The 22418-nt window shown below is 52.0% G+C and carries 18 protein-coding genes and 1 tRNA gene; 5 read left to right on the top strand and 14 right to left on the bottom strand.

The window, feature by feature from the left end:
• Positions 1–39: 39 nt before the first annotated feature.
• The 9 genes from ACTNCH_RS11740 to ACTNCH_RS11780 form a co-directional block, all read right to left on the bottom strand.
• The gene (locus ACTNCH_RS11740) at positions 40–1152 is read right to left on the bottom strand and encodes an O-antigen ligase family protein (RefSeq protein ID WP_441017872.1); all 1113 of its coding nucleotides are present in this window, start codon (positions 1150–1152) and stop codon (positions 40–42) included.
• A gap of 92 nt (positions 1153–1244) precedes the next feature.
• Entirely contained in the window at positions 1245–2186 is a 942-nt protein-coding gene (arcC, locus tag ACTNCH_RS11745; protein WP_441017870.1) for a carbamate kinase, read from the bottom strand.
• 73 nt (positions 2187–2259) lie between these two features.
• Positions 2260–2466 carry a hypothetical protein gene (locus ACTNCH_RS11750; protein WP_441017868.1) on the bottom strand — a complete coding sequence of 69 codons (207 nt, stop codon included), beginning with the start codon at positions 2464–2466 and terminating at the stop codon, positions 2260–2262.
• Positions 2463–3245 (bottom strand): type III pantothenate kinase, encoded by a 783-nt coding sequence (locus tag ACTNCH_RS11755; protein ID WP_441017866.1) that lies wholly within the window; start codon positions 3243–3245, stop codon positions 2463–2465. Before ACTNCH_RS11755 ends, ACTNCH_RS11750 begins: the two co-directional genes overlap by 4 nt.
• Positions 3242–4528, bottom strand: a complete 1287-nt coding sequence (locus ACTNCH_RS11760; RefSeq protein WP_441017864.1) for an AI-2E family transporter — start codon at positions 4526–4528, stop codon at positions 3242–3244. The genes ACTNCH_RS11755 and ACTNCH_RS11760 overlap by 4 nt, the downstream gene beginning before the upstream one ends.
• 22 nt (positions 4529–4550) lie before the next feature.
• Positions 4551–6578, bottom strand: a complete 2028-nt coding sequence (locus ACTNCH_RS11765; RefSeq protein WP_441017862.1) for a penicillin-binding transpeptidase domain-containing protein — start codon at positions 6576–6578, stop codon at positions 4551–4553.
• Between the two features lie 50 nt (positions 6579–6628).
• Positions 6629–7288, bottom strand: coding sequence for a hypothetical protein (locus ACTNCH_RS11770; RefSeq protein WP_441017860.1), 660 nt, complete (start codon positions 7286–7288; stop codon positions 6629–6631).
• 52 nt (positions 7289–7340) lie between these two features.
• Positions 7341–9554 carry a M56 family metallopeptidase gene (locus ACTNCH_RS11775; RefSeq protein ID WP_441017858.1) on the bottom strand — a complete coding sequence of 738 codons (2214 nt, stop codon included), beginning with the start codon at positions 9552–9554 and terminating at the stop codon, positions 7341–7343.
• Positions 9551–9931: a BlaI/MecI/CopY family transcriptional regulator gene (locus ACTNCH_RS11780; RefSeq protein WP_441017856.1), complete on the bottom strand. Its 381-nt coding sequence runs from the start codon at positions 9929–9931 to the stop codon at positions 9551–9553. Before ACTNCH_RS11780 ends, ACTNCH_RS11775 begins: the two co-directional genes overlap by 4 nt.
• Before the next feature lie 211 nt (positions 9932–10142).
• Between ACTNCH_RS11780 and ACTNCH_RS11785 the strand changes: the two genes are divergently transcribed.
• Complete coding sequence (locus ACTNCH_RS11785) at positions 10143–11159, top strand: alpha-hydroxy-acid oxidizing protein (RefSeq protein ID WP_441017854.1); 1017 nt, start codon at positions 10143–10145, stop codon at positions 11157–11159.
• A 193-nt stretch (positions 11160–11352) separates the two neighbouring features.
• On the opposite strand, the gene ACTNCH_RS11790 is transcribed toward ACTNCH_RS11785, so the two are convergent.
• Genes ACTNCH_RS11790 through ACTNCH_RS11800 form a run of 3 tightly spaced genes read right to left on the bottom strand, consistent with a single transcriptional unit; the run spans position 11353 to position 14704 of the window.
• A complete protein-coding gene (locus tag ACTNCH_RS11790; RefSeq protein WP_441017852.1) occupies positions 11353–12228 on the bottom strand; it encodes a DegV family protein in 876 nt (291 codons plus the stop codon).
• Between the two features lie 43 nt (positions 12229–12271).
• Positions 12272–13399 carry a prephenate dehydratase gene (gene pheA / locus ACTNCH_RS11795; protein ID WP_441017850.1) on the bottom strand — a complete coding sequence of 376 codons (1128 nt, stop codon included), beginning with the start codon at positions 13397–13399 and terminating at the stop codon, positions 12272–12274.
• Between the two features lie 18 nt (positions 13400–13417).
• Positions 13418–14704, bottom strand: a complete 1287-nt coding sequence (locus ACTNCH_RS11800) for a bifunctional folylpolyglutamate synthase/dihydrofolate synthase (protein ID WP_441017848.1) — start codon at positions 14702–14704, stop codon at positions 13418–13420.
• A 160-nt stretch (positions 14705–14864) separates the two neighbouring features.
• Between ACTNCH_RS11800 and ACTNCH_RS11805 the strand changes: the two genes are divergently transcribed.
• Complete coding sequence (locus ACTNCH_RS11805) at positions 14865–17012, top strand: Tex family protein (protein WP_441017846.1); 2148 nt, start codon at positions 14865–14867, stop codon at positions 17010–17012.
• Between the two features lie 60 nt (positions 17013–17072).
• Here the strand turns inward: ACTNCH_RS11805 and ACTNCH_RS11810 are convergent, their stop codons facing one another.
• On the bottom strand, positions 17073–19379 hold the full coding sequence (locus tag ACTNCH_RS11810; protein WP_441018360.1) for a heavy metal translocating P-type ATPase: 2307 nt from the start codon (positions 19377–19379) through the stop codon (positions 17073–17075).
• Positions 19380–19541: 162 nt separating this feature from the next.
• Between ACTNCH_RS11810 and ACTNCH_RS11815 the strand changes: the two genes are divergently transcribed.
• The 3 genes from ACTNCH_RS11815 to ACTNCH_RS11825 all read left to right on the top strand — a co-directional run bounded on the left by ACTNCH_RS11815 (position 19542) and on the right by ACTNCH_RS11825 (position 22206).
• Positions 19542–19961 (top strand): hypothetical protein, encoded by a 420-nt coding sequence (locus ACTNCH_RS11815; protein ID WP_441017844.1) that lies wholly within the window; start codon positions 19542–19544, stop codon positions 19959–19961.
• Entirely contained in the window at positions 19958–20707 is a 750-nt protein-coding gene (locus ACTNCH_RS11820; RefSeq protein ID WP_441017842.1) for a DUF975 family protein, read from the top strand. Before ACTNCH_RS11815 ends, ACTNCH_RS11820 begins: the two co-directional genes overlap by 4 nt.
• Before the next feature lie 302 nt (positions 20708–21009).
• Positions 21010–22206, top strand: coding sequence for an FprA family A-type flavoprotein (locus ACTNCH_RS11825; protein WP_441017840.1), 1197 nt, complete (start codon positions 21010–21012; stop codon positions 22204–22206).
• 127 nt (positions 22207–22333) lie between these two features.
• On the opposite strand, the gene ACTNCH_RS11830 is transcribed toward ACTNCH_RS11825, so the two are convergent.
• Positions 22334–22405: transfer RNA gene (locus tag ACTNCH_RS11830), tRNA-Asn, on the bottom strand.
• Positions 22406–22418: the final 13 nt, after the last annotated feature.

Raw genomic sequence — 22418 nt, forward strand, 5'->3', positions numbered from 1 at the left:
CCTTCTTCTATTACATATACATAAGAACAGAGTCTGAGGTTACTCAGACTCTGTTCCTGCTTTTCCTTTATTCTCCCTACTGATACATATCAGATAGATACTGAACAAAAACATTCCCACTTCATAATTCAGCAGACAATAATCCATATTCATCAACGCAAACAGGCCGAGAAGCAGGCCTGCCGCCAGGAAGGTTCTGCTCTTCCACAGGGCATACCCCATAATCAGTAAAATCATTACGGTGAAACAGATTCCCACCGGAATGGAAAACCGAAGCAGCGCGTTCAGGAAAACGTTATGGGCGTTATTTACATTCCAGTACTCTGTTGCCGGGAACAGCCGCTCGCCAAACTGTTTTCCCCAGCCTCCCGGATTCGCCAGTATCTCCTTTACCGCTCCGCTCCAGATATCTCTTCTTCCTCCCAACGATCCGATATTCCGTTCTGCCAGAAGTATTTTCCCAGCTGCTCCCGCCGCAGCCAGAACTGCTGCCGCTGCAGCCAGATACCACAGCCGGAAATGGATTTTTTTCCAGTCCACACTATCCAGCAGACCGCCTGCCAGTACGAGCGCAGCCGCTCCGAATCCCGTCCAGGAATGCGACAGGAACATAGCCGTCAGAAACACCAGAAGACTGAATACCCAGCAAATACGGCTTTTAAACAAAGCCCGGTATCTGACTGCAACAGCCAGAAACAGTGTCAGCATCAGGGCGTAATCGCTTTTATGGCTATAAAGCCAATAATGCCGAAACTCGTAATAATCTGCCGGAAGTTTCATGAAATACAGCTGATTGTTGCATACAAGGAAGCTTGTGTATCCTGCGAAAAAATAAATGATACTCAGCACATTCGATAAAACCGCGCAGCCCAGGAAGAATTTTATCAGTTCCTCCCTTTTCCCATCAAAGCCGTCCTGCTGCATACACAATACTATAAAAAACAATACAGCGATACTGTTATTGATTTGTTCCCCGTACCAGTGCAGATGACTTACGTTAAAATACAGGGAAAGGACGTTATAGACAACCAGTATTCCTGCTAATACAACGGGAAAACCGATTTTCTTTTTCCATTTTCCTTCCAGAACACATAGCAGCATATACAGCAGCAGTACTGCGTAGGCCGCTGTGAACACCGCGTAGTATTCCATCTTATAGTCTTCCTGAAAGGTACTCCAGAACGCCGGGAAAAACAGACTCAGTACTATAAATATTTTCAAGCTAATGGTTTTCATTTTTATAACTACTGCGCCTCTCTGATAATGGTGCCGGTTTTTTCATGCAGCGCTTCCTTTGCTTGAGCCAGATCCGCTATGACAGCCACACGGCCTGCGCGGCCTGCCACGAAAGAAGCTCCCGCTGCCATCTTCGGCAGTACGGACGCACGTGGGAACTGTCCTGCCGCCGCGTAGGACTCCACTTCCTCCGGCGTCACCACATCCAGCTCCTTTTCCCGCTCTGTACCGTAATTGATACAAATCTTATTCTCTCCGGTCAGAATCATCAGCATATCCGCGTCCAGAAGCTCTGCCAGCTTACCGCTTGCGTAATCCTTCTCGATAACCGCGCTGGCTCCCTTCAGCCGTCCACGCTGGCGCAAAACCGGAATTCCGCCGCCTCCGCAGGCGATAACCACCTGATCCGCGGCAAACAGGGCGCGAATAGCGTCGATCTCCACAATATCCGTCGGCTTCGGAGCCGCAACCACACGACGGAAGCCCTTTCCTTTTTCTTCTACAACAAAGTTCCCCTTCTCTTCCTCAGCCTCTGCTTCTTCCTTTGTCATATAGCGGCCGATCACCTTGATCGGCTCCCCAAAGGCCTCGTCGTAGGGATCCACCACCACCTGGGTGATAATGGTGCTGACTGTCTTTAAGATTCCTCTTCCCAGCAATTCTTCGCGGATCGCGTTCTGCAGATCGTATCCGATATAGCCCTGGCTCATAGCCGAGCAGACAGACATGGGCGCAAAGGTATACTCCTCATGCTCCTTACCGAACTCGTTCAGAGCTGCGTGAATCATTCCTACCTGGGGTGCGTTGCTGTGGCAGATAGCCACCTGACAGCCCTCTTCCACCAGATCCGCGACTGCCTTCGCCGCTCCCTTTACCGCTACCATCTGCTCCGGCAGCGTAGTTCCCAGCGCCTTATGTCCCAAAGCAACTACTACTTTTTTCTTTTCCATCCTCCGTTACCTCGCTGTAATCAAATTGTTAGGGTTATTATAGTTGTTTTACTGATAAAAAGCAATGTCAAGTCTACAGATAATTCTGCTGACATTTGACGCAGCTGCTGTTCCTGCTGCAGTGAAAATCCTCTATCATATCGTCCACCCGGCTGCAGCTGGCCGCGATAAAGGTCACCGTATGTTTTACCTTTGAGGAATCTACGGGACACTTTGCCTCAAAAACCTGGGTATAGCGCCGTTCTTCCTCCCGGGCGTTGATCTTTCTGTTTTCTGTCATACTTTTTCTCCCTGCGTCTGATTTCTCCGGTAAATAAGCTTTAAACCTTTCAGCAGCAACGCGTCGTCCATCTGCAGCTTCCGCCTGCAATGGGGCGCGATGTATTTTGCCATGCCTCCCGTCGCCACCACAGATACCTTCTGCCCAAGCTCCTCTTCTATCCGCCCAATCATTCCGTCCACACAGGCCGCATTTCCGTAGAGGACACCGCTCTTCATACAGTCCACGGTATTGCTGCCGATAAACTTCTTCGGCGGATCCAGGCTGATTTTGGGAAGCTGGGAGGTCCGGTTAATCAGGGAATCCAGCGCTACGCCCACGCCCGGCATAATCATGCCTCCCATGACCTGCTTTTTCTCATTGACCACCGTAAAGGTCGTGGCCGTTCCCAGATCCACCACCACCAGCGGACACGGATACTCCTCGATGGCGGCCACTGCGCCCACTACCAGATCCGGTCCCAGCTGGGCCGGATTGTCAATGCGGATATCCAAACCGGTTTTGACGCCCGGTCCCACCACCAGGACCTCCCGTCCCGTTACCTTTTCGGCTGCCCGGCGCATGACTGAGGTCAGCGGCGGAACTACGGAGGACAAAATCGCCCCGTCCAGCTCTTTCCTGTCGATTCCATAAATTTCCAGAACCGTCTTGATACTAATGGCATACTCCAGCTCCGATTTCTTAGTATCCGTGTGCAGACGCTCCACGAATACAATCTCCTCTCCCCGAATGCATCCCACCACAATATAGGTATTGCCGATATCTACTGCTAAAATCATGCCTTATCCTCCGCTTTTTCTTCCGCTCTTTGCTGCGTCCCGTTCTGTATATAACGGATCTCTTCCCCCTGCTGCTCCACCGACATCAGTTCCTGGTAAACCCCGGTTTCCGTAGTCAGTTTTTTCTGCCTCAGCAGGTAATTGGAGCTCTTCTTTACCAGATCATAGATAACCGCAAAGGCCGGCACACCGATAATCATTCCCACAAAGCCCATCAATCCGCCGAACACCAGAATGGAGAACAATACCCAGAAGCTGGAAAGTCCTGTGGAATTGCCCAGGATCTTCGGCCCCAGGAAATTACCGTCAAACTGCTGTAATAAAAGAATCAGAATCAGGAAATACAGACACTGCATCGGATTAACCGTCAGCACTAGGATCGCGCTGGGAATTGCTCCGATATAGGGTCCGAAAAACGGAATAATGTTGGTTACGCCTACCACCACGCTGATCAGCATGGAGTAGGGCAGCTTCAGGATACTCATAAAGAAGAAGCACAGGCAGCCGATAATCAGGGAATCAATGATCTTTCCGCTGATAAATCCGCCGAACATCCGATCAATCAGCCGGCATTCGTCCAGAATGGCGTTTGCGTATGATACCTTGAAAAAGCTGTAAATCAATTTTTTCGCCTGGGCCGCGAATTTCCGCCGGTTCCCCATCATATAGATCGCCGCAATCAGACCAATCAGAATATTTTTCATTACAACAATGGCGCTCCACAGTCCGGCGGATACGCCGCTGACGATGGTCTGCATATTGGGCAGCAGCTTGGTTTCCAGCCAGGTCTCCACATTGGTATAGATGGTATTGGTAAATTGATTTACATAATTCCAAACCGTTTCATTATCCTGGAGGAATTTCTGAATCCAGTCCGACCATTGATTGACCATGCCCGGAAATGCCGTTACGATATTGCCAATACTGGTAAATACCTGGGGAAGGACCATGGCCAGCAGCAGATAGACCACCAGCAGGCCTAAGATCATGCTGAAAGCGATTCCGGCTGCACCCGCAATGCTTTTCGCTTTTTGGGAATTCTTCATTTTCCCTTCCAGAAGAACCAGGATATTCCCTTCTATAAAGTTGCAGACAGGCGTCAGGAGATATGCGATAACAGCTCCGTAGATAAAGGGCGTCAGAATTCCCTTTATCACTCCGTATGCGGCCATCACCCGGTCAAACCGATATATGGCAAAGAATACCAGAATACAGATGATAATGGATCCTGCTCCCGCCAGACTCTTATACAGATATTTTTTCAGTTGCCCGTTCTCTTTCATACGCCGTCTGCTCTCCTGTCCTTTATTTCATCCATTCGTCAAAGCCCTTCATAACCTTCGGAATCACATAATGGCTTCCACCCCGGCCCTTGACGTCCTCAATCATCATAGTTATCATAAGCGGCTTCCCGGTATCTTCCGCGCAGATACCCACAAACCAGCCAAGCTCCTGCCCTGCCGTATCCTCCTTCGAGTTCTTCAGCTCTGCGGTTCCGGTCTTTCCTGCCATACGGAATCCATCCCGCTGAGCGGAATGGGCCGTTCCCTCACTGTTCTCCACCACCTGATAGAGATCCGCCAGCACTGTATCCGCGGCTTCTCCGGTAAAGACGCCCTCTTTCCAGTAGGAAGTGCTTTCCCCATCCAACAGATAGGGCTTTACCATATTGCCTTTATTCACCAGCGCGGAATATATGGAGCTCAGGTGAATGGGGTTCACCAGGATTTTGCCCTGACCGTAGCCGCTGTCAGCCAGCTCCGTCTCGGAGCCTATCTTACCGTCGCTGCCAAAGGAGGAGGCTGTTGCCGAGAAATCAAAGGGCAGGGCTTCTCCGAAGCCCAGGGACTTCAGACCCTTTGTAAAACCGTCTGTCCCCATGGCGCAGGCTGCCTTTGCAAAATAAATATTATCCGAATGCACCAGAGCATTTTCCAGATTCTTTACCGGATAATCCTCCAGAGTTGTCACGTAGTAATCGCCCCAGCTCTCGTCCTTCTGCCAGCTGAGTCCCTCATTCTTCACGTCCTCCTCCGGATCCAGGGTTCCGGCGGTCAGTCCCAGAGCCGCCACCACGGGCTTGAAGCTGGAACCGGGCACCCAGGCCGCCAGATAACGGTTATACAGCGGCTGCGCCTCGTCCTCGTTCAGGGCCTCCCATGCGCTTGCGGTATACCCCATGACAAAATCATTGGGATCATAGGCCGGCGTGCTGACCAGCGCCCGGACTGCCCCGGTCGTCGGATCCATGGCAACCGCGCAGCCCTGATCGCCCTCCATCTCCTGATAGAGATACTGCTGCAGCGTGATATCTATGGTCAGCCTCACGTCCTGCCCGTCCTCGGCCGGTTTTTCCAGCACCGTATCCTTCACGTCACCCAGCTGATTCAGAATCTGTATGGTGTAACCGTCCTTCGGCCGGAGCTGTTCTTCATAGATACGCTCCGCACCGGCCTTGCCGATGATACTGTTCCTATTATACCCCTGTCCTGCCCGTTTTTCCAGTTCTTCTGCCGTAATATTCTGTACATAGCCGGTGAGCTGGGCCGCTTTTTCACCAAAGGGATAGAACCGCACCTTCGTATCGGAGATCATCACGCCCGGAATGGTCAGAAGCTGTTCCTTCAGCTCCATGGCGTCCTTTGCCACCGTCCGCAGGGGAACGAAGGTATCATCCCGCACCCAGCCTGCGCTCAGGGCTTTCTCTATCTTCTCCGTACTGATTTCCAGAAGCTCGGAAAGCTGCGCGATTGCGCCCTCCCGATCCTCCGGCAGCTTACCCGGTACCAGGCCAACGGAAGACGCCACCCCTTCCCGGGCCAGCTCCACCTGATTCCGATCGTAGATATTGCCCCGTTTGGCATAGGTCGTCACGACCTTCACCTTATCTTCATTATAGAGATTGGGGAAAATATCCTGGCTGTCCCAGCTCATCTTATAAGCCCCGTCCTCATTTTTTGTGAAGATTGCTACCGTATCAAAGGACAGCTCCCCGGCAATAGTGTCCATGGTCAGCGTATACTTCACCCTCTGGGTTTCCGCTTTTTCGTCCTTTTTCTCGCCCGGCTCCTTAATATCTGCCCGGATATCCGAAGCCTCAATCCCGCCATAGATATTCTTATACCGGTTTGCATAAGTTTCCTTGTCCGTGGTTTCCTGCGCCTCCTCTGTCAGAAACTCATACATATCCCCGTAATTCTCCTGATTCAGAAGCCCGATATATTCTGTCAGAAGTTCCTCCGGCTGCGCCTGCTTTTTCCCACAGCCGGACAGGCTGCCGGCCAGCAGTCCCATGCCAAGAAGCAGTGCCGATAACCCTTTGATCTTTCTCATTCTTATCCCCCTTTAGGCGATTCCACTTTTTTCTATTGTAACACGCTCTTTTACAAAAGCCTATCCCCATCTGTGTTTTCTTTTTCCGGCACTGTCAGCTCCCACTTTTCCGGATTTCGCAACTGATCCAGCTTCCAGGACAACTTGCCGTTATAAGGTGTTCCCATCCAGATTACGCCAGCGCTTCCAAGTATCGTTATCGCTGCCAGGCCTACAGCCACCGGAAGCTTCCAGAAATGTCCTGCCAGCAGTCCCCGCTGGGTCAGCTTCATCCGGAGCAGCTCCTTCTTCCTGTCCGGCAATTCTGTCACATCAATCCAAAGAAAACGGTGTCCCTTCAGAAAAATCCATAGCTGCTCTTTTTTGCTCCGGTACCAGCGCAGCTCCCGAAGCTCCACCCTTTTGTCTTTCGGCAAAAGCAGCCGGTTGTCCTCGACCTCTATGTCTTTTAAGATACCTGGATAGCTGTTTTTCCGATACAAACGCCGTTCCCACAGATACCAGAAAAAATAGAACAGAAATAATCCCAGACAGCCTGCCAGAACCGGCACCCGTCTTCGCACACCGCCCAACCAGCAAAACCGGTACAGCGTCCTCCAGAACCAGAAATACACTAGCAGGAACCAGGGACTGTACAACCGCCGCTCCCACAAAAGGCGCCCCAGCCTCCGCTTCCAGCGTCTTTCCGTAGCCTTATCCACTATTTTCATCTGTTTCTCCTCTCCGGCCTGTTATCGTTTACCCGAACATCCCCGGCAAACCTCATCTTCTGTATACCACACCTGTGTAAGTCCACGTCTGTCCCTGATCGGTGGATTCATAGCGAAGCTTCGTCCCTCCAAGCTCTGAATACTCCTGCATTCCCAGATATAGCACCAGTTTTTCGTCCTGTACCTCCGGCGGATAGCAGACGGTATAGCTTTCCGCGCAGTCTACAGCCGGAAGCTCCATATACACCGGCTCCCAGCTTCTGCCGCCATCCTCTGTCCGATAACAGCCGTCTCCACCGGTCACAAAGCCCGTCTCTGCCGTCACAAAGGCTGCCCCCGTCAGCAGGGAATGACCACCGCTTTGACTGTAGCCCTGCTCCGGCTTCACTTCAAACCAGTTTTCGCCTCCGTCCTCTGTCCGGTAGATACTGCTTCCCTCCTGGTGCATAGTCCGATCACCAGTGAATATCAGGAAGCCATGTTCCGCATCCGGGAAGCTTAAAAACAGACGCCTTACACTAACAGCCTCACTTGTCACAATGATTGTTTTCCAGTTTTTCCCTTTATCTGAGCTGAAAGTCACGGATACGGGAACCGTCCGGGAACCACCGTAAGCAAAGGCGGTTATGGTCTCCGATACCACATAGCTTTTCTCCTGTATACCGGAAAGCTGTCCGTCCATCTCGTCGCCCCGCTCTGTAAGCTTTTCCAGCGAAACCGGAACCTCCGTCCATTCTGCCCCGCTGTCCCAGGAGACCTCCGGCACTCCGTCTCTCACAGTCGCCCGACCGGAATGCTGCTGCTTCAAATCCAGCGTCGGAAGTGAGGCATAAGCCGTCCCAGCCTCCTCCGGATAGGCTTCCTCCATGGCTGCCAGTACCTGGGAGGTCTCTGCCACACCCACCAGCTCATAGGTATACTCGCCCACCCGTTTTACATGAACCGCCCAGTCATTATAGCGGTATTCTGTTCCGTTTTCCTCATAGCTCTTACCCTCCACCGGCAGGTCTTTTTCCGGCTTCTCGTCAGCCCACACAATATCCCGGAACAGCAGTCTGCAGACATACTCGTCTGCGTCTCCCGCCAATAGCGTCCGATCGATAACCTCAAGCGTATTGTAACCGCTGGATTCCTCCGGATTGTAGGCGCTTCCCCGCTCCGGATCCTCGTAGTACATGATATACCGGTACACAAAATCCGACACAGAATCCAGATAGGAGGCCTGGGTCTTTACCCGCAGCTGCCAGGGACCGTCCACCGCTTCCTTCATATCTGCCCACTCCGTCTCCGGGTACTGCTCCATGGCGCTCATTCGCCAATCATAATAGCTCTCACCGTCCACCGGCTGAAGCCCTGTCATTTTCTTTATCGCTGTATCCGAGAAGCTGTCCGGCGCATCCAGGCCCAGATACAGATTGACAGCAGCCTCCTGCTGGTAATTTTCTTCCCGCACATCCCGACGTACCGCGATACCAAAGATTCCCACGCAGACAACCAGTTCTGCCGTCAGCAGCGCAAAGGCAGCCAGACCGGTCCAAACTCCAGGCTCCTGCTCCCGGGTCACTACCTGAAGCCGGGCGCGCATCACTGCCTTGTTGTTATAAAAGTATGCGGAATAAGCCTTTGTGCGCTCCCGTCCCCGTCGGAGGGAAGCCAGTAAAAATTTTGCGTAGGTATCCCGCTCTACCTCTGATCTTTCCATCGTCACACTCTGATCACAGGCTACCTCCACATCCTTGAAAGCCGCGTTTTTCAAAAACCAGACTGCAGGCTGAAACCAGAAGATACAGCTTCCCAGCGTGAAAATCAGCTTATACCAGAGATCCCGTCTCTTTGCATGGGTACATTCGTGAAGAAAAACCATCCGAAGTTCTCCGTAGCTGTAGCGGGTATCCGGAATCAGCATCACCGGCGAAATAAAACCCAGAATCATCGGCGTAGTCACTGCAGCGCTCTGATAAAGATCCGGGGTTCTCCCAAGCCCTACCTCGGAAGCGGCCTGCCCGCAGGCACTGTGCACCCAGCTTTCCTCCACCGGCTTTGCCGCCGCGATCGCCTTCCGGCGAAATATCTGATAGGAGCCCAACTGCCACAAAAGCAACAATCCCGCCCCGGCTGCCCAGATCGGAAGCAGGATATTCAGGCTCTGCACCTGCGGATACGTCCAGCGGAGCACATAAAGTCGGAACATCAGGACAAAATGTAAAAGCACCAGCTCCAGAAGCAGCACCAGCCAGAAAATCTTTCGATACTTCGCCTGCCTCATATTCCACGCTCCCTTCTCTCCCGGTTCAGGAACTCCTGTAATTCATCCAGATCTTCTTCTGACAACTCCTCTCCGGATCCCAGAGCCGTCATAAAATTTCCTACGGAATTCTGATACAGCCGTTTCCAGATACTGCGGCTCTCCTCCTGGAGATACTTCTCCTTCGGAACCACCGCCTTATAAACATTGGTTTTTCCCTCTCTGTATACGTCCACAAAGCCCTTTTCCTGTAAACGTGACAGGAAGGACAGGATCGTTGTGGCTGAAAGCTGCCGTTCCTTTGGCAGCTGCATTTCTATTTCAGCCCGGGTCACCGGACGACCGACGTCCCAGATAATCATCATCATCTCCAGCTCTGAGTCTGGTAATCGTCTCATGCGCAGATTTCTCCTTTCGTAAAATTCCATTTTTCACTTTCCACATGGTGCGTTTCTTTTCTGCATTTGCCGAATTAATATTCTATTTTCATTCTACATTTGCCGAACATATCTGTCAAGCCCACATCCATTCTTACTTGTAAAGAAAGAAAAATTATACTATAATCATCACAAACTTGAACCATGATTACAAAAGAAAGAGGTACGCACTATGAACTACAATGAATGTATCCAGAACGCCCGAGGTCTTGTGGGAAAGGTCTGCAAGGCCTGTCCCGAGTGCAACGGCCGCGCCTGCGGCAACAAAATGCCGGGCCCGGGCTCCAAGGGAATCGGCGACACCGCCATTCGTAACTATGATAAATGGAAGGAAATCCGGGTGCAGATGGACACCCTGGTAGAAAAACGCCCCATAGATACCTCGCTGAAGCTGTTTGGGAAATCTTTTCAGTATCCTTTCTTCGCAGGTCCCGTAGGAGCAGTCAACCTCCACTATGGCGACTCTCTCAACGATGTATCCTACAATGATATCCTGGTTTCTGCCTGCGCCAAATTCGGCATTGCAGCCTTCACCGGAGACGGCACCGACAGCAATGTCATGGTAGCAGCCACCAAAGCCATCAAACATGCCGGAGGCTTCGGAATTCCCACCGTAAAACCCTGGAACATTGAAACTATCCGTGAGAAAATGGCCCTGGTTCATGACGCGGCTCCCTTTGCCGTAGCCATGGATATCGACGCTGCCGGCCTTCCGTTCCTCCAGAACCTGAATCCGCCTGCCGGAAGTAAATCTGTGGAAGAGCTGCACGCCATCGCGGAAGAGGCCGGCGTTCCCTTTATCGTCAAGGGCGTCATGACGGTCAAAGGCGCTCTGAAAGCCAAAGAAGCCGGAGCCGCGGCAATCGTAGTCTCCAACCATGGTGGCCGCGTCCTCGACCAGTGTCCTGCCACCGCAGAAGTTCTGGAAGAAATTGCTGAGGCTGTAGGCGATTCCATGAAAATCCTGGTGGACGGCGGCATCCGCTCCGGCGCTGACGTCTTCAAGGCTCTGGCTCTGGGCGCCGACGCTGTCATCATCGCCCGCCCCTTCGTCACTGCTGTATACGGCGGCGGCCGGGAAGGCGTAGAAGCCTACATCAACAAAATCGGTTCCGAACTTAAGGATACCATGGCCATGTGCGGCGTATCTTCCCTGGCGGAGATCACCCGGGACTGCGTCCGCAGATAAAGCTGTAAACGCAGAAAAACCGGGAGAACCTCCGCCAGATTGCTCTTGCGAGGTGTTCGGACGTTTCTCGGACAGCTGTTTGTCCGGAACGGACTTTACAGTCCGCTCCAGCCAGACAGCAATCCGCGAAAAGCCGGACACCGTAGTGCAAGAGAAATCCAGCGGGGTTTCTCCCGGTTTTTATATCGTTTGCTTAGCGTGGTTCTCCCACGAAGAACAGCGCCAAAGTTCCAGGTCCGGAATGCGCTCCGATGGTCGGTCCCACATAATTTACCAGAAACTCCTCAATTCCGAGCCGTTCCCGTATCATCTTCTCCAGGTACTCCACGTCCTCGATACAGTCTCCATGGCTGATAAATACCACATCATTCTGATCCTCGAAGCCCTTCATCTGCTCTGCCATCTGATCCACCAGCGCAGAAATGGATTTCTTACGTCCACGCACCTTTCCCACAGCAATCAGATGTCCCTCATCGTCCACATGCAGCACCGGCTTCACATTCATCATCGTTCCCAACACTGCCGTAGCCTTGGATACCCGGCCTCCTCTGTGCAGATGGAACAGATCGTCAACTGTAAAATTATGGCAGATGCGAAGTTTATTCTTCTCGACCCACTCTGCCACCTCGTCCAGGGATTTTCCGGCCTCCTTCTGCTGCCATGCCTTATGGACCAGCAGGCCCTCTCCCAGGGAGGCGCTCAGGGAATCCAGAACAATCACCTTCCGCTCCGGATAAAGTCCTTCCTCCGCAATCTCCTCCGCCGCAATCCGGCCGCTGTTATAGGTTCCGCTCAGTCCGGAAGAGAACGCGATATATAAAACGTCCTGTCCCTTTTCCAGGCAGGCGCACATCGCTTCCTTTGCCTGCTCCGGATTCACCTGTGAAGTCGTCGGCATGGAGCCATTCCGCATTTTCGCGTAAAACTCCTTTACCTCCAGCGGGTGCTCCCGGTCATAGGTTTCTCCCTCCAGAATATAATTTAAGGAAAGAATTTCCAGTCCATGTTCCCCGATATAGCTCTCCGGTAAGTCTGCTGTCGTATCTGTCATAATTACGTATGGATTCATTTTACTTCCTCCTTGTATGAGCAATGTATCACTCCGCTGCTGTTTAATAGTTTCCGAGAATCTTCAGATTCAGCGCTTCCTCCCGGATGCCCCGCAGGGCGTTCTTTACCGCGCTGTCATTCAGGTTTCCTTCAAAGTCCACAAAGAAATGGTATTCCCAGTTACGATCCGGAATGGGTCTGGACTCAATCCGGCACATATTCAGGTTATTGAAAATGAAATGAGAAAGCACGTTATACAGACAGCCGCTCTCATGTGTGACCTCAAAACAGATGCTGACCTTCTTTGCGTCCCTGCAGAAAATCGGCTGGTTTGTCACAATCAGAAAACGGGTGGAGTTATTCATACTGCGGTTGATACCCTCGTCCAGCATCTTCAGTCCCTGCTGCCTTCCTGCCAGGGTGCTGGCAATGGCTGCCTGGGTTTTGTCCTTCTCCTCTGCCACCTTCTTCGCGGCCACAGCCGTATTCAGCACGCTGATCTGCTGCCAGTCTCTGTGTTCGTCCAGATATTTCGCGCACTGCATCAGCCCCTGGGGATGGGAATATACCGTCCGGATATCGGAAATCTTCGCATCCGGAGTACCCAGCAGCGCATGCTGAATGGAAATGATCTGCTCGCCCACAATATAATTATCGTATTCACCCAGCAGATCGTAATTATCATTTACGATACCCGCTGTGGAATTCTCAATCGGAAGCACTGCGTAATCGGCCATTCCCTCTGCAATAGCGTCCATGGCGTCCCGCCACCGTTCCACATGGAAATGATTTACATCTTCACCAAAAAACGCAAACATGGCCTGCTGCGCGTACGCGCCTTCTACGCCCTGATACACCACGCGCACCTGCTTCTTTTCCAGTTCATTTACCATGATAAAGGGCAGACGTCCCAGTGCCTTTTCCTCCATCAGCTGATACTGGAGCTTCCGGCTGATACCCATGATCTGCTTATAAAGCTCCTCCACCCCATGACTGTTAAAGTCATTGTGCGTCAGCGCCTTTACCGCCTCAAGCTTCTGATTCTCCCGTTCCTTATCCAGAATCTTCTTTCCTGTGGCAATCTTATACTCCGCCACCTCTTTGGCGATTCCCATGCGCTCCTCAAAAAGCGCCACCATCTCCCGGTCAATCCGGTCAATGTCCACTCTCAGTTCCTTTAAGTCTCTCATGCTCTTTCCTCGTCTGCCTTACTCCTGTACCCGGATCTCCCGTATCAAATCCCCCAGATAGGAAAGGGAACCGAAAGCAAGTATGATATCGTCTTCTCCTGCATAAGCCAGCGCCCGGTGTACCGCGTCCGCAAGACTGTCTGCCGCTTCCACACAGGGGTTGTATTTTTTCACAGCCTCCGCCAGCTTATCCGCTTCCAGAGCGCGGGGATTGTTGGGGGTCATCACCGTAATGACTTTCTCTGCCAGCGGCGTCAGCTGACTCATCACATAATCGTATTCCTTATCCGCCAGCACTCCGGCGATGAAAATCTTCCGCTTCTCCGGGAAATAAAGTTCCAGGGTCTCCCGCAGTCTGTCTGCGGCGTCCCGGTTATGGGCTCCATCTACGATAAACAGCGGGTGACGGCTGACTGCCGTAAAGCGTCCCTGCCATACGGTCTCTGTCAGTCCCTTCCGCAGAGCCTCATCGGAAATCTGCCAGCCCCGGTCCCGCAGAGCCTGTACGGCCTCCACCGCCAGCGCCGCGTTATCAATCTGCCAGCTTCCGGTCAGCCCCGGCTTAAGCTTCGTATATGCCTTATAAGTGAAGCTCTGATTTTCGAAGATATATGTTACATTTTTGATGTCGGCTTTGCAGACTTCACGGTATTCCGTGTTCTTTTCCGCACAGGTCTTTTTCAACACCGCGCTGACCTCCGGCCGCTGTGCCGCGCTGACCGCAATGGTTTCCGGCTTGATAATTCCGGCCTTCACAGCCGCAATCTCTTCCACCGTATCCCCCAGAAAGCCCATGTGATCTTTTCCAATTTCCGCAAACACAGAAACTACGGTTGTCTTCACCACGTTGGTCGCATCTGTAAGACCGCCCATACCGCATTCCAATACCACGATGTCACACTGCATTTCCTTAAAATAAAGAAACGCCATGGCTGTCTCCACTTCAAAGGTGGTCGGATGATGGAATCCGGCCTCCAGCATAGCCCGGCCTGCTGCTTCCACCTGCTCTGCCAACCTTGCCACCGCTTCCCTGGTGATATATTCCTCATTCACCTGAATTCTTTCCCGATAGTCAAAGATGGTCGGTGAAAGATAACGGCCCACCCTATAGCCGGCCTCCTTTAAAATGGTCGAAATATATGCCAGTGTGGAGCCCTTTCCATTGGTGCCCGCAATGTGCACAAATTTTAAATCATCCTGCGGATTGCCAAGCCTCCGGAGGAGCTCACGCTCCGTGTCCAGTCCCAGCACATATCCATATTTCGCCGTCTCATCAATAAACGCTCTTGCTTCCTCGTATGTCATTTTTCACGCCTCGGTTTTCTAAAATTCTCTCTTATTATACTTTACCGCTATGGTGATTGCAAGCATTCCCAGAGCAAACGTCCGCAACTTACCGCTTGCGGGGTTTCACGGATTTTCGTATAATAAAGGACAGCGAACATAAAAACAGGAGGAATACCCTATGGACATCCTAAAAAAATTAACCGGGGAGCTTGGCGTCCAGCTCTGGCAGACAGAGGCTGCGGTCAAGCTCATCGACGAGGGAAATACAATTCCATTTATTTCCAGATACAGAAAGGAAGCCACCGGATCCTTGAATGACGAGGTGCTGCGCAGCCTGTACGAGCGTCTCACCTATCTGCGGGGTCTGGAGGATAAGAAAAATCAGGTGCTGGGAAGCATCGAGGAGCAAGGCAAGCTGACAGAAGAACTAAAAAATCAGATTCTGGCGGCTGAGACCCTGGTGGCTGTGGACGATCTGTATCGTCCCTACCGGCCCAAGCGGCGCACCCGGGCAACCATCGCAAAGGAAAAAGGTCTGGAGGGACTGGCCGATCTCCTTCGCCTGCAGCAGACAGGGAAGCCGCTTACGGAAGAGGCTGCCGCTTATCTCTCGGAAGAAAAGGGAGTGCTGACCGCAGAGGAGGCCATTTCCGGAGCCGGAGATATTCTGGCAGAGGCCATTTCCGATGAGGCGGATTACCGGGCTTATATCCGGAAGGCTACCTTCGACGAGGGACAGCTTCTGTCCGAGGCCAAGGATGAGAAGGCTCAAAGCGTCTACGAGATGTACTACCACTATGAGGAGCCGGTGAAAAAGGCTGCCGGGCACCGGATACTGGCCCTGAACCGCGGCGAAGCGGAAAAGATACTGACCGTCCGTATCGAGGCGCCGGAGGAACGGATTCTGCGTTATCTGGAAAAGAAGGTGATCCTGCGGGACAATCCCCATACTACGCCGGTTCTGAAGGCCGTTATCGCAGACAGCTATCACCGCCTGATTGCCCCCTCCATTGAGCGGGAGCTTCGAAATGAACTGACGGAGAAAGCCGAGGACGGCGCTATCCGGGTATTCGGAAAGAACCTGCAGCAGCTTCTGATGCAGCCGCCCATCGTGGGACAGGTAGTGCTGGGCTGGGATCCGGCCTTCCGTACCGGCTGTAAGCTGGCTGTCGTAGACGCCACCGGGAAGGTACTGGATACGGTCGTTATCTACCCCACCGCGCCCCAGAATAAGGTTGCGGAGGCAAAAACTATACTGAAAAAGCTGATTGCCCGCTACGGCATTACCCTGATTTCCGTAGGAAACGGAACCGCCTCCCGGGAATCTGAACAGGTTATCGTAGAGCTTATCCGGGAGCTGCCCACCCCCGTCCGTTACATCATCGTAAATGAGGCCGGAGCCTCCGTTTATTCCGCCAGCAAGCTGGCCACAGAGGAATTCCCCAACTTCGACGTGGGACAGAGAAGCGCGGCGTCCATTGCCCGCCGCCTGCAGGATCCCCTGGCAGAGCTGGTAAAAATCGACCCCCGTTCCATCGGCGTCGGCCAGTATCAGCACGACATGAATCAGAAGAAGCTGGGAGAGGCCCTGTCGGGCGTAGTGGAGGATTGTGTCAATAAGGTCGGCGTGGATCTGAATACTGCCTCCGCGCCTCTTCTGGAGTATGTCTCCGGTATCAGTAAAACACTGGCGAAAAATATCGTAGCCTACCGGGAAGAAAACGGCCGCTTCACCAGCCGCCGGGAGCTTCTGAAGGTGGCTAAGCTGGGACCCAAGGCCTTTGAGCAGTGCGCCGGTTTTCTTCGTATCACAGGCGGAAAAAATCCCCTGGACGCCACCAGCGTCCACCCGGAATCCTACGAAAGCGCGAAAAAGCTTCTGGACAGTATGGGCTATTCCCTGGAGGATTTGAACCGGGGCGGTATCCGGGGCTTATCCGGAAAAATCCACGATTATAAGCACCTGGCCCAAAAGCTGGAAATCGGCGAGCTGACCCTCCGGGATATCGTAAAGGAGCTGGAGAAGCCGGGCCGGGATCCCCGCGATGAAATGCCGAAACCGATTCTCCGGACAGATGTACTGGAAATGAAGGATTTGAAGCCAGGCATGGTTTTGAAAGGAACCGTGCGAAATGTCATTGATTTCGGCGTATTTGTGGACATCGGCGTCCACCAGGACGGTCTGGTACATATTTCCCAGATTACCGATCGGTATATCAAGCATCCGCTGGAGGTATTGAGCGTGGGCGATATCGTGGACGTGAAGGTACTCAGCGTAGATTTGCAGAAAAAAAGAATTGCATTGACCATGAAAGATGTAAACTAGACAAAAGAGCTTCTGATTTTCCTTTATCTGGAAAATTGAAAGCTCTTTTATTTGTAATCTTTACTTCTTATATAGAATCCGAATGGAGTTCAGCACGCACAGCATTGCCACACCGGTGTCCGCAAAAACGGCCATCCACATATTGGGGTGTCCCGCAAGACCCAGAATCATAACCGCAATCTTGATTACCAGAGCGAATACTACGTTCTGGACTGCAATCCGGTTGGTGCTCCGGGCAATGGCGATGGCGGTCGGAACCGACTCCATGCTGGAAGTCATAAATACTGCGTCAGCCGCTTCAATAGCCGCGTCAGCACCGCTTCCCATGGCGGCTCCCACATCCGCGCCTGCCAGAACCGGCGCATCGTTGATTCCGTCGCCTACGAACATAACCGTACCCTTCTGCTCCCGGATAGTCTTCAGGATATTCAGCTTATCCTCCGGCAACAGCTTTGCGTGAACTTCGTCGATACCCGCCATTTTCGCAACGGCCTTCGCGCTTTCCTCCGCGTCGCCGGTCAGCATAACGGTGCGAAGCCCCATTTTCTTCAGACGGGCAATTGCAGATCCGGTATCTGCCTTCAGGGTATCTGAGATCACCAGATATCCGGCAAAACGGCCGTCTACCGCCAGAAATACCTCAGAGCCGTAACCGGTGTCCACAGGGGTATGCATAGCGATTCCATTTTTATCCAGCAGCTTTTTATTTCCACAGAATACCTTGCCCTCCGGCAGATAAGCGGAAACGCCATGTCCGGCGATTTCCTCCAGCATAACAGGCTTCGCAAGGGGCAGAGCCTTTTCCCGGGCAGCAGCGACAATACTGGCCGCAATCGGGTGGGTCGAATACTGTTCGCAGCTGGCTGCGATACGGAGCAGGTCGTCCTCAGACAATGTTCCTGCAGAAACTACTTTCTGAAGCTTGAAATTTCCTTCCGTGACGGTACCGGTCTTATCCATTACCACAGCGCCCAGATGGCTTAAGGATTCCATCGCCACACCGCCCTTAAACAGAATGCCTTTCCTGGAGCCTGCTCCGATACCGGAGAAGAAAGCCAGGGGCACACTCAGAACAAGCGCGCAGGGACAGCTCATTACCAGGAAGGTAATCGCGGTATAGATCCACTGGTGCCAGTTTCCGCTGACCAGTGAGGGAATGATAGCGGTAGCCAACGCCAGGGTTACGACGACCGGTGTATACACCTTTGAAAACCGGGTAATAAAACGGTCAATCTTCGGCTTGCTGGCGGCCGCATTTTCCACGGAATCCAGAATCCGGGTAACCATGGATTCCGACAGCGGCTTCTCTACACGGATCTTCAGCTGTCCTGAGGTATTCACGCAGCCGGAGGTAATACCATCTCCGGCTTTCACTGCTACCGGAACCGGCTCACCGGTAATGGGGGAGGTATCCAGACGGCTTTCTCCCTCGACAATTACGCCATCCAGCGGAATCCGGTCGCCGGGGCGAATCATGAGAATGTCGCCCACCATCGCCTGCTCTGCGGGAATTACCTTGATTTCATTTCCCTGTACCAGGCTGACTACCTCGGGCCGCATATCCACCGCATCCATGATCTGAGTACGGCTGCGCTCCACCGCCTTATGCTCAAAGAACTCCCCGATACGGTAGAACAGCATAACGCCCATGGCCTCCGGGTACATGCCGATGGCGAACGCGCCCAGGGTGGCAATGCTCATCAGGAAATTTTCATCGAAAACCTGTCCATGGGAAATATTTTTCGCAGCGGTCATAAGGACACCTGCGCCCAGAATCAGATAGCCGATGATAAATACAGGCAGCGTTACCATCGAAGCAGCGCCGGTGTGGCTCAGCACCTCGCCGACCACGAAAAGGACTGCGCCGATGATGATGGAAATCAGTTCTCTGCGTTCCTCTTTTTCCTCATCCTTTGCCGTTCCTGTGGTTTTATCCGAAGCAGCTTTCGGGGAAAAATTCCGTTCGGTAATGGTAACCTCCGGTTCCAGAGCCACGCTGACCCGGCGGATTTCATCTATCAGAGCGTCCGGATTTTCTGCCGTAATGCGAAGCTGCTTCGTCGCAAAGGTCAGAACCGCCTTCTCGACGCCGGGCACCTGATTGATACGATCCTCTACCTTGGCTGCGCAATGGGCGCAGTCCAGACCGTCAATGATATAGACCTTTGTATTTGCAGATGTGTCCACAGTTTCCGGATCTGCTGCGTCCTGTTCCTGGTGATGATGTACATGTTCTTCATGGTCATGGCCACAGCTGCAATGCTCATGGTCGTGATGATGGTGTTCATGCTCTTCATGGTCATGACCGCAGCCGCAGTGCTCATGGTCATGATGATGATGTTCATGCTCCCGGATTTCCTTCTCCATATCTCCCATAGTATCTATCTCCTTAAATTATATTTACATATGATTAACTGTTCATGTGTTTATTTAACCACATTTTCCGATACTTGTCAAGGTGATAATTTCTAATAAAAATTTGTTTTTCCCTTCTGTCTATGATATGATATTGATTCAGGAGGATTTTTTATGGACTACAACACAGAACAACCAAATATAAACTTTCAACAGCCGGATTTCAACCCTTACCGGAAAAAACCCAACCGTATGGCGAACCTGTCCCTGGTTCTGGGCGTGCTGACTATTCTTTCCGTTGTCAGCATTTATTTTATATATTTCGCCCTGCCCCTGGGCTGTATGAGCATTCTCTTTGCCCATCTCTCCAAGGGTGACAGCTACCGAATGTCTCCAAAGGCTGTCGGCGGCATGATCGCATCTATCCTTGCCATTCTCATCGCCGCTGTCATACTGGTGCTGGGCTTCTATCTGGCAATTCAGCTTTTCGGACTGGAAACCCTGATGGATCCGGACGCGCTCCAGCAGGCTATTTCCAATCTTTACAATCAGCTGTCCACACAGCTTCCGATGACGGGAGGTGGCGCATTATGATGAAACCAAAGGAAATCCGCCGCAAGGCCCGTATAACTCTGGAGGGCAAATACTTTTTTGCCGTGAATCTGACGATCAGCCTGACGCTCTTTACTATGGCTCTGACGATTATCCTGCAGACAACCAGCCTGGGGACCTCTCCCCTGCCGCTGAACCAGGCGCTGTTCTGGATTCTGAACCTGATCGTAATCCTGTTAAACGCGCTGCTCGGCGTGGGACTGATTCGTTTTCTCTATTCCCTCTGCAAAAAAGAGCCGCTCATACAGCCTGGTCTTCTCTTTTATGCCTTCCGCACCCAGCCGGATACCTTTATCCTGACTTATCTGTTCCGTTACCTGGTATCCTTCGTCTGGTTTGCGCCTGCACTGTATTGCTACCTGAAGCTGCCTCTCTCCCTGGATCTGGCCAATCTGTCGGCCGAGGTTCTTCAGTTGCTGACACATATGGTTATCTACGCTCTCATCGCCTGCATCCCGGCTGTTTTATTTTCCCTGCCCTGGTGCCTGACGGAATTTGTTCTGCTGGATGACCCTTACTGCTCTGCCGCTGAAGCGCTCCGCACCAGCCGCCGTCTGATGCGCGGCCAGTATGCCCGTATTCTCCGCCTGTGGATCGGCTTTCTGCCTCTGTGTCTTCTGGGTGTCGGTTCCATGGGAATTGCATTCTTATGGATCCGCCCTTACTTTTATGTAAGTATGGGGCATGTATATCTGGAACTTCGGGGCGATGAATCTGAGAATTGGTAGCCGGTCATTTCTGTTTCAGATTATGAAGCTGCTTTAAGAAAGAATCCTGCGAAGCAGGATTCTCCGCCTGCGGCGGGTCGCTTTAGCGACATCATTCCATTCCGCCGCAGTGCGATCCCCCGGAGGGCTTTTTGCTCTATAGGAATCATAGCTTTCGTACTTTAACATAACACGGTGTTTCCTATAGAGTTAAAAAGAGTGCTGCCCGTCACATTGAAAAACATGTGACGGGCAGCGCTCTTTTTCGATCCTTTTTGTTCTGAAATATGCTATAATCCACATATGCAGGTCAGCAGGCTGACATGTCAACGATTCAAATGTATTTTTCGCAAAAGGAGTGTAAGAAAATAGAAATTACCAAAGATATTCGATACGTAGGCGTCAATGACCATGACGTAGATCTTTTTGAAGGCCAGTATGTGGTTTCCAATGGTATGGCATATAATTCCTATGTTATCCTGGATGAGAAAATCGCTGTTATGGACACCGTAGACGCCCGTTTCAAACAGGAATGGCTGGATCAGATCCATGCTCTGCTTGGAGATCGTCATCCGGATTATCTGATTGTGCAGCACATGGAACCGGATCATTCCGCAAACATCGCTGAATTTATGAAACAGTATCCCAAGACTATGGTTGTATCCAGCGCAAAAGCATTTGCCATGATGAAACAGTTCTTTGGCACAGACTTTGCTGACAGACAGCTTGTCATCAAGGAAGGAGATACGCTCTGCCTCGGCAACCACACTCTGGCCTTTGTGGCCGCTCCCATGGTTCACTGGCCGGAGGTTATGGTCACCTACGATACCTGCGATAAGGTTCTGTTTTCTGCTGACGGCTTTGGTAAATTCGGTGCTCTGGACGTGGAAGAAGACTGGGCTTCGGAAGCGCGGCGCTACTACATCGGTATCGTCGGTAAGTTCGGCATACAGGTACAGAACTTGCTGAAAAAAGCCGCTACGCTGGATATCCAGACCATCTGCCCGCTTCATGGACCAATCCTTACGGAAAATCTGGGCTACTACCTGAATCTCTATGATACCTGGTCTTCCTATACGGCTGAAAACGAGGGCGTCGTAATCGCCTACACTTCTGTATATGGCCATACCAGGGAGGCTGTAGAGCTGCTGGCAGAAAAGCTTCATGCGAAAGGCTGCTCCAACGTTATCGTCCACGACCTGGCGCGTTCTGACATGGCAGAAGCCGTGGGAGACGCTTTCCGGTATTCTAAGCTGGTACTGGCTACCACCACCTACAATGGCAGTATCTTCCCGTTTATGCGTGATTTCATCGAACATCTGACTGACCGCAGCTACCAGAACCGTACCGTAGCCTTTATGGAAAATGGTACCTGGGCGCCGACAGCCGTAAAGGGTATGAAAAACCTGCTGGAGGGCAGCAAGAAGCTGACCTTCGCCGAGACCGACGTCCGTATCCTCTCTGCTTTGAACGAGGACAGCAGCGCGCAGATAGAAGCTCTGGCAGACGAGCTCTGCTAAGAAATTTTACATCCTTTATTAAGAGCTCTCAGAATTAAAATTGAGAGGTCTTATTCTCCATTATCTGAATGATTTCCTGTTTTATACAACAAAAAACCCTATAAGCAACGCTTACAGGGTTTTCAAGCTCCCCGAGTAGGGCTCGAACCTACGACATTTCGGTTAACAGCCGAACGCTCTACCACTGAGCTATCGAGGAATATCAATTTCAG

It is taken from the genome of Candidatus Merdisoma sp. HCP28S3_D10, assembly GCF_052065835.1.
In the GTDB taxonomy this organism is placed as follows: Bacteria; Bacillota; Clostridia; order Lachnospirales; family Lachnospiraceae; genus Laedolimicola.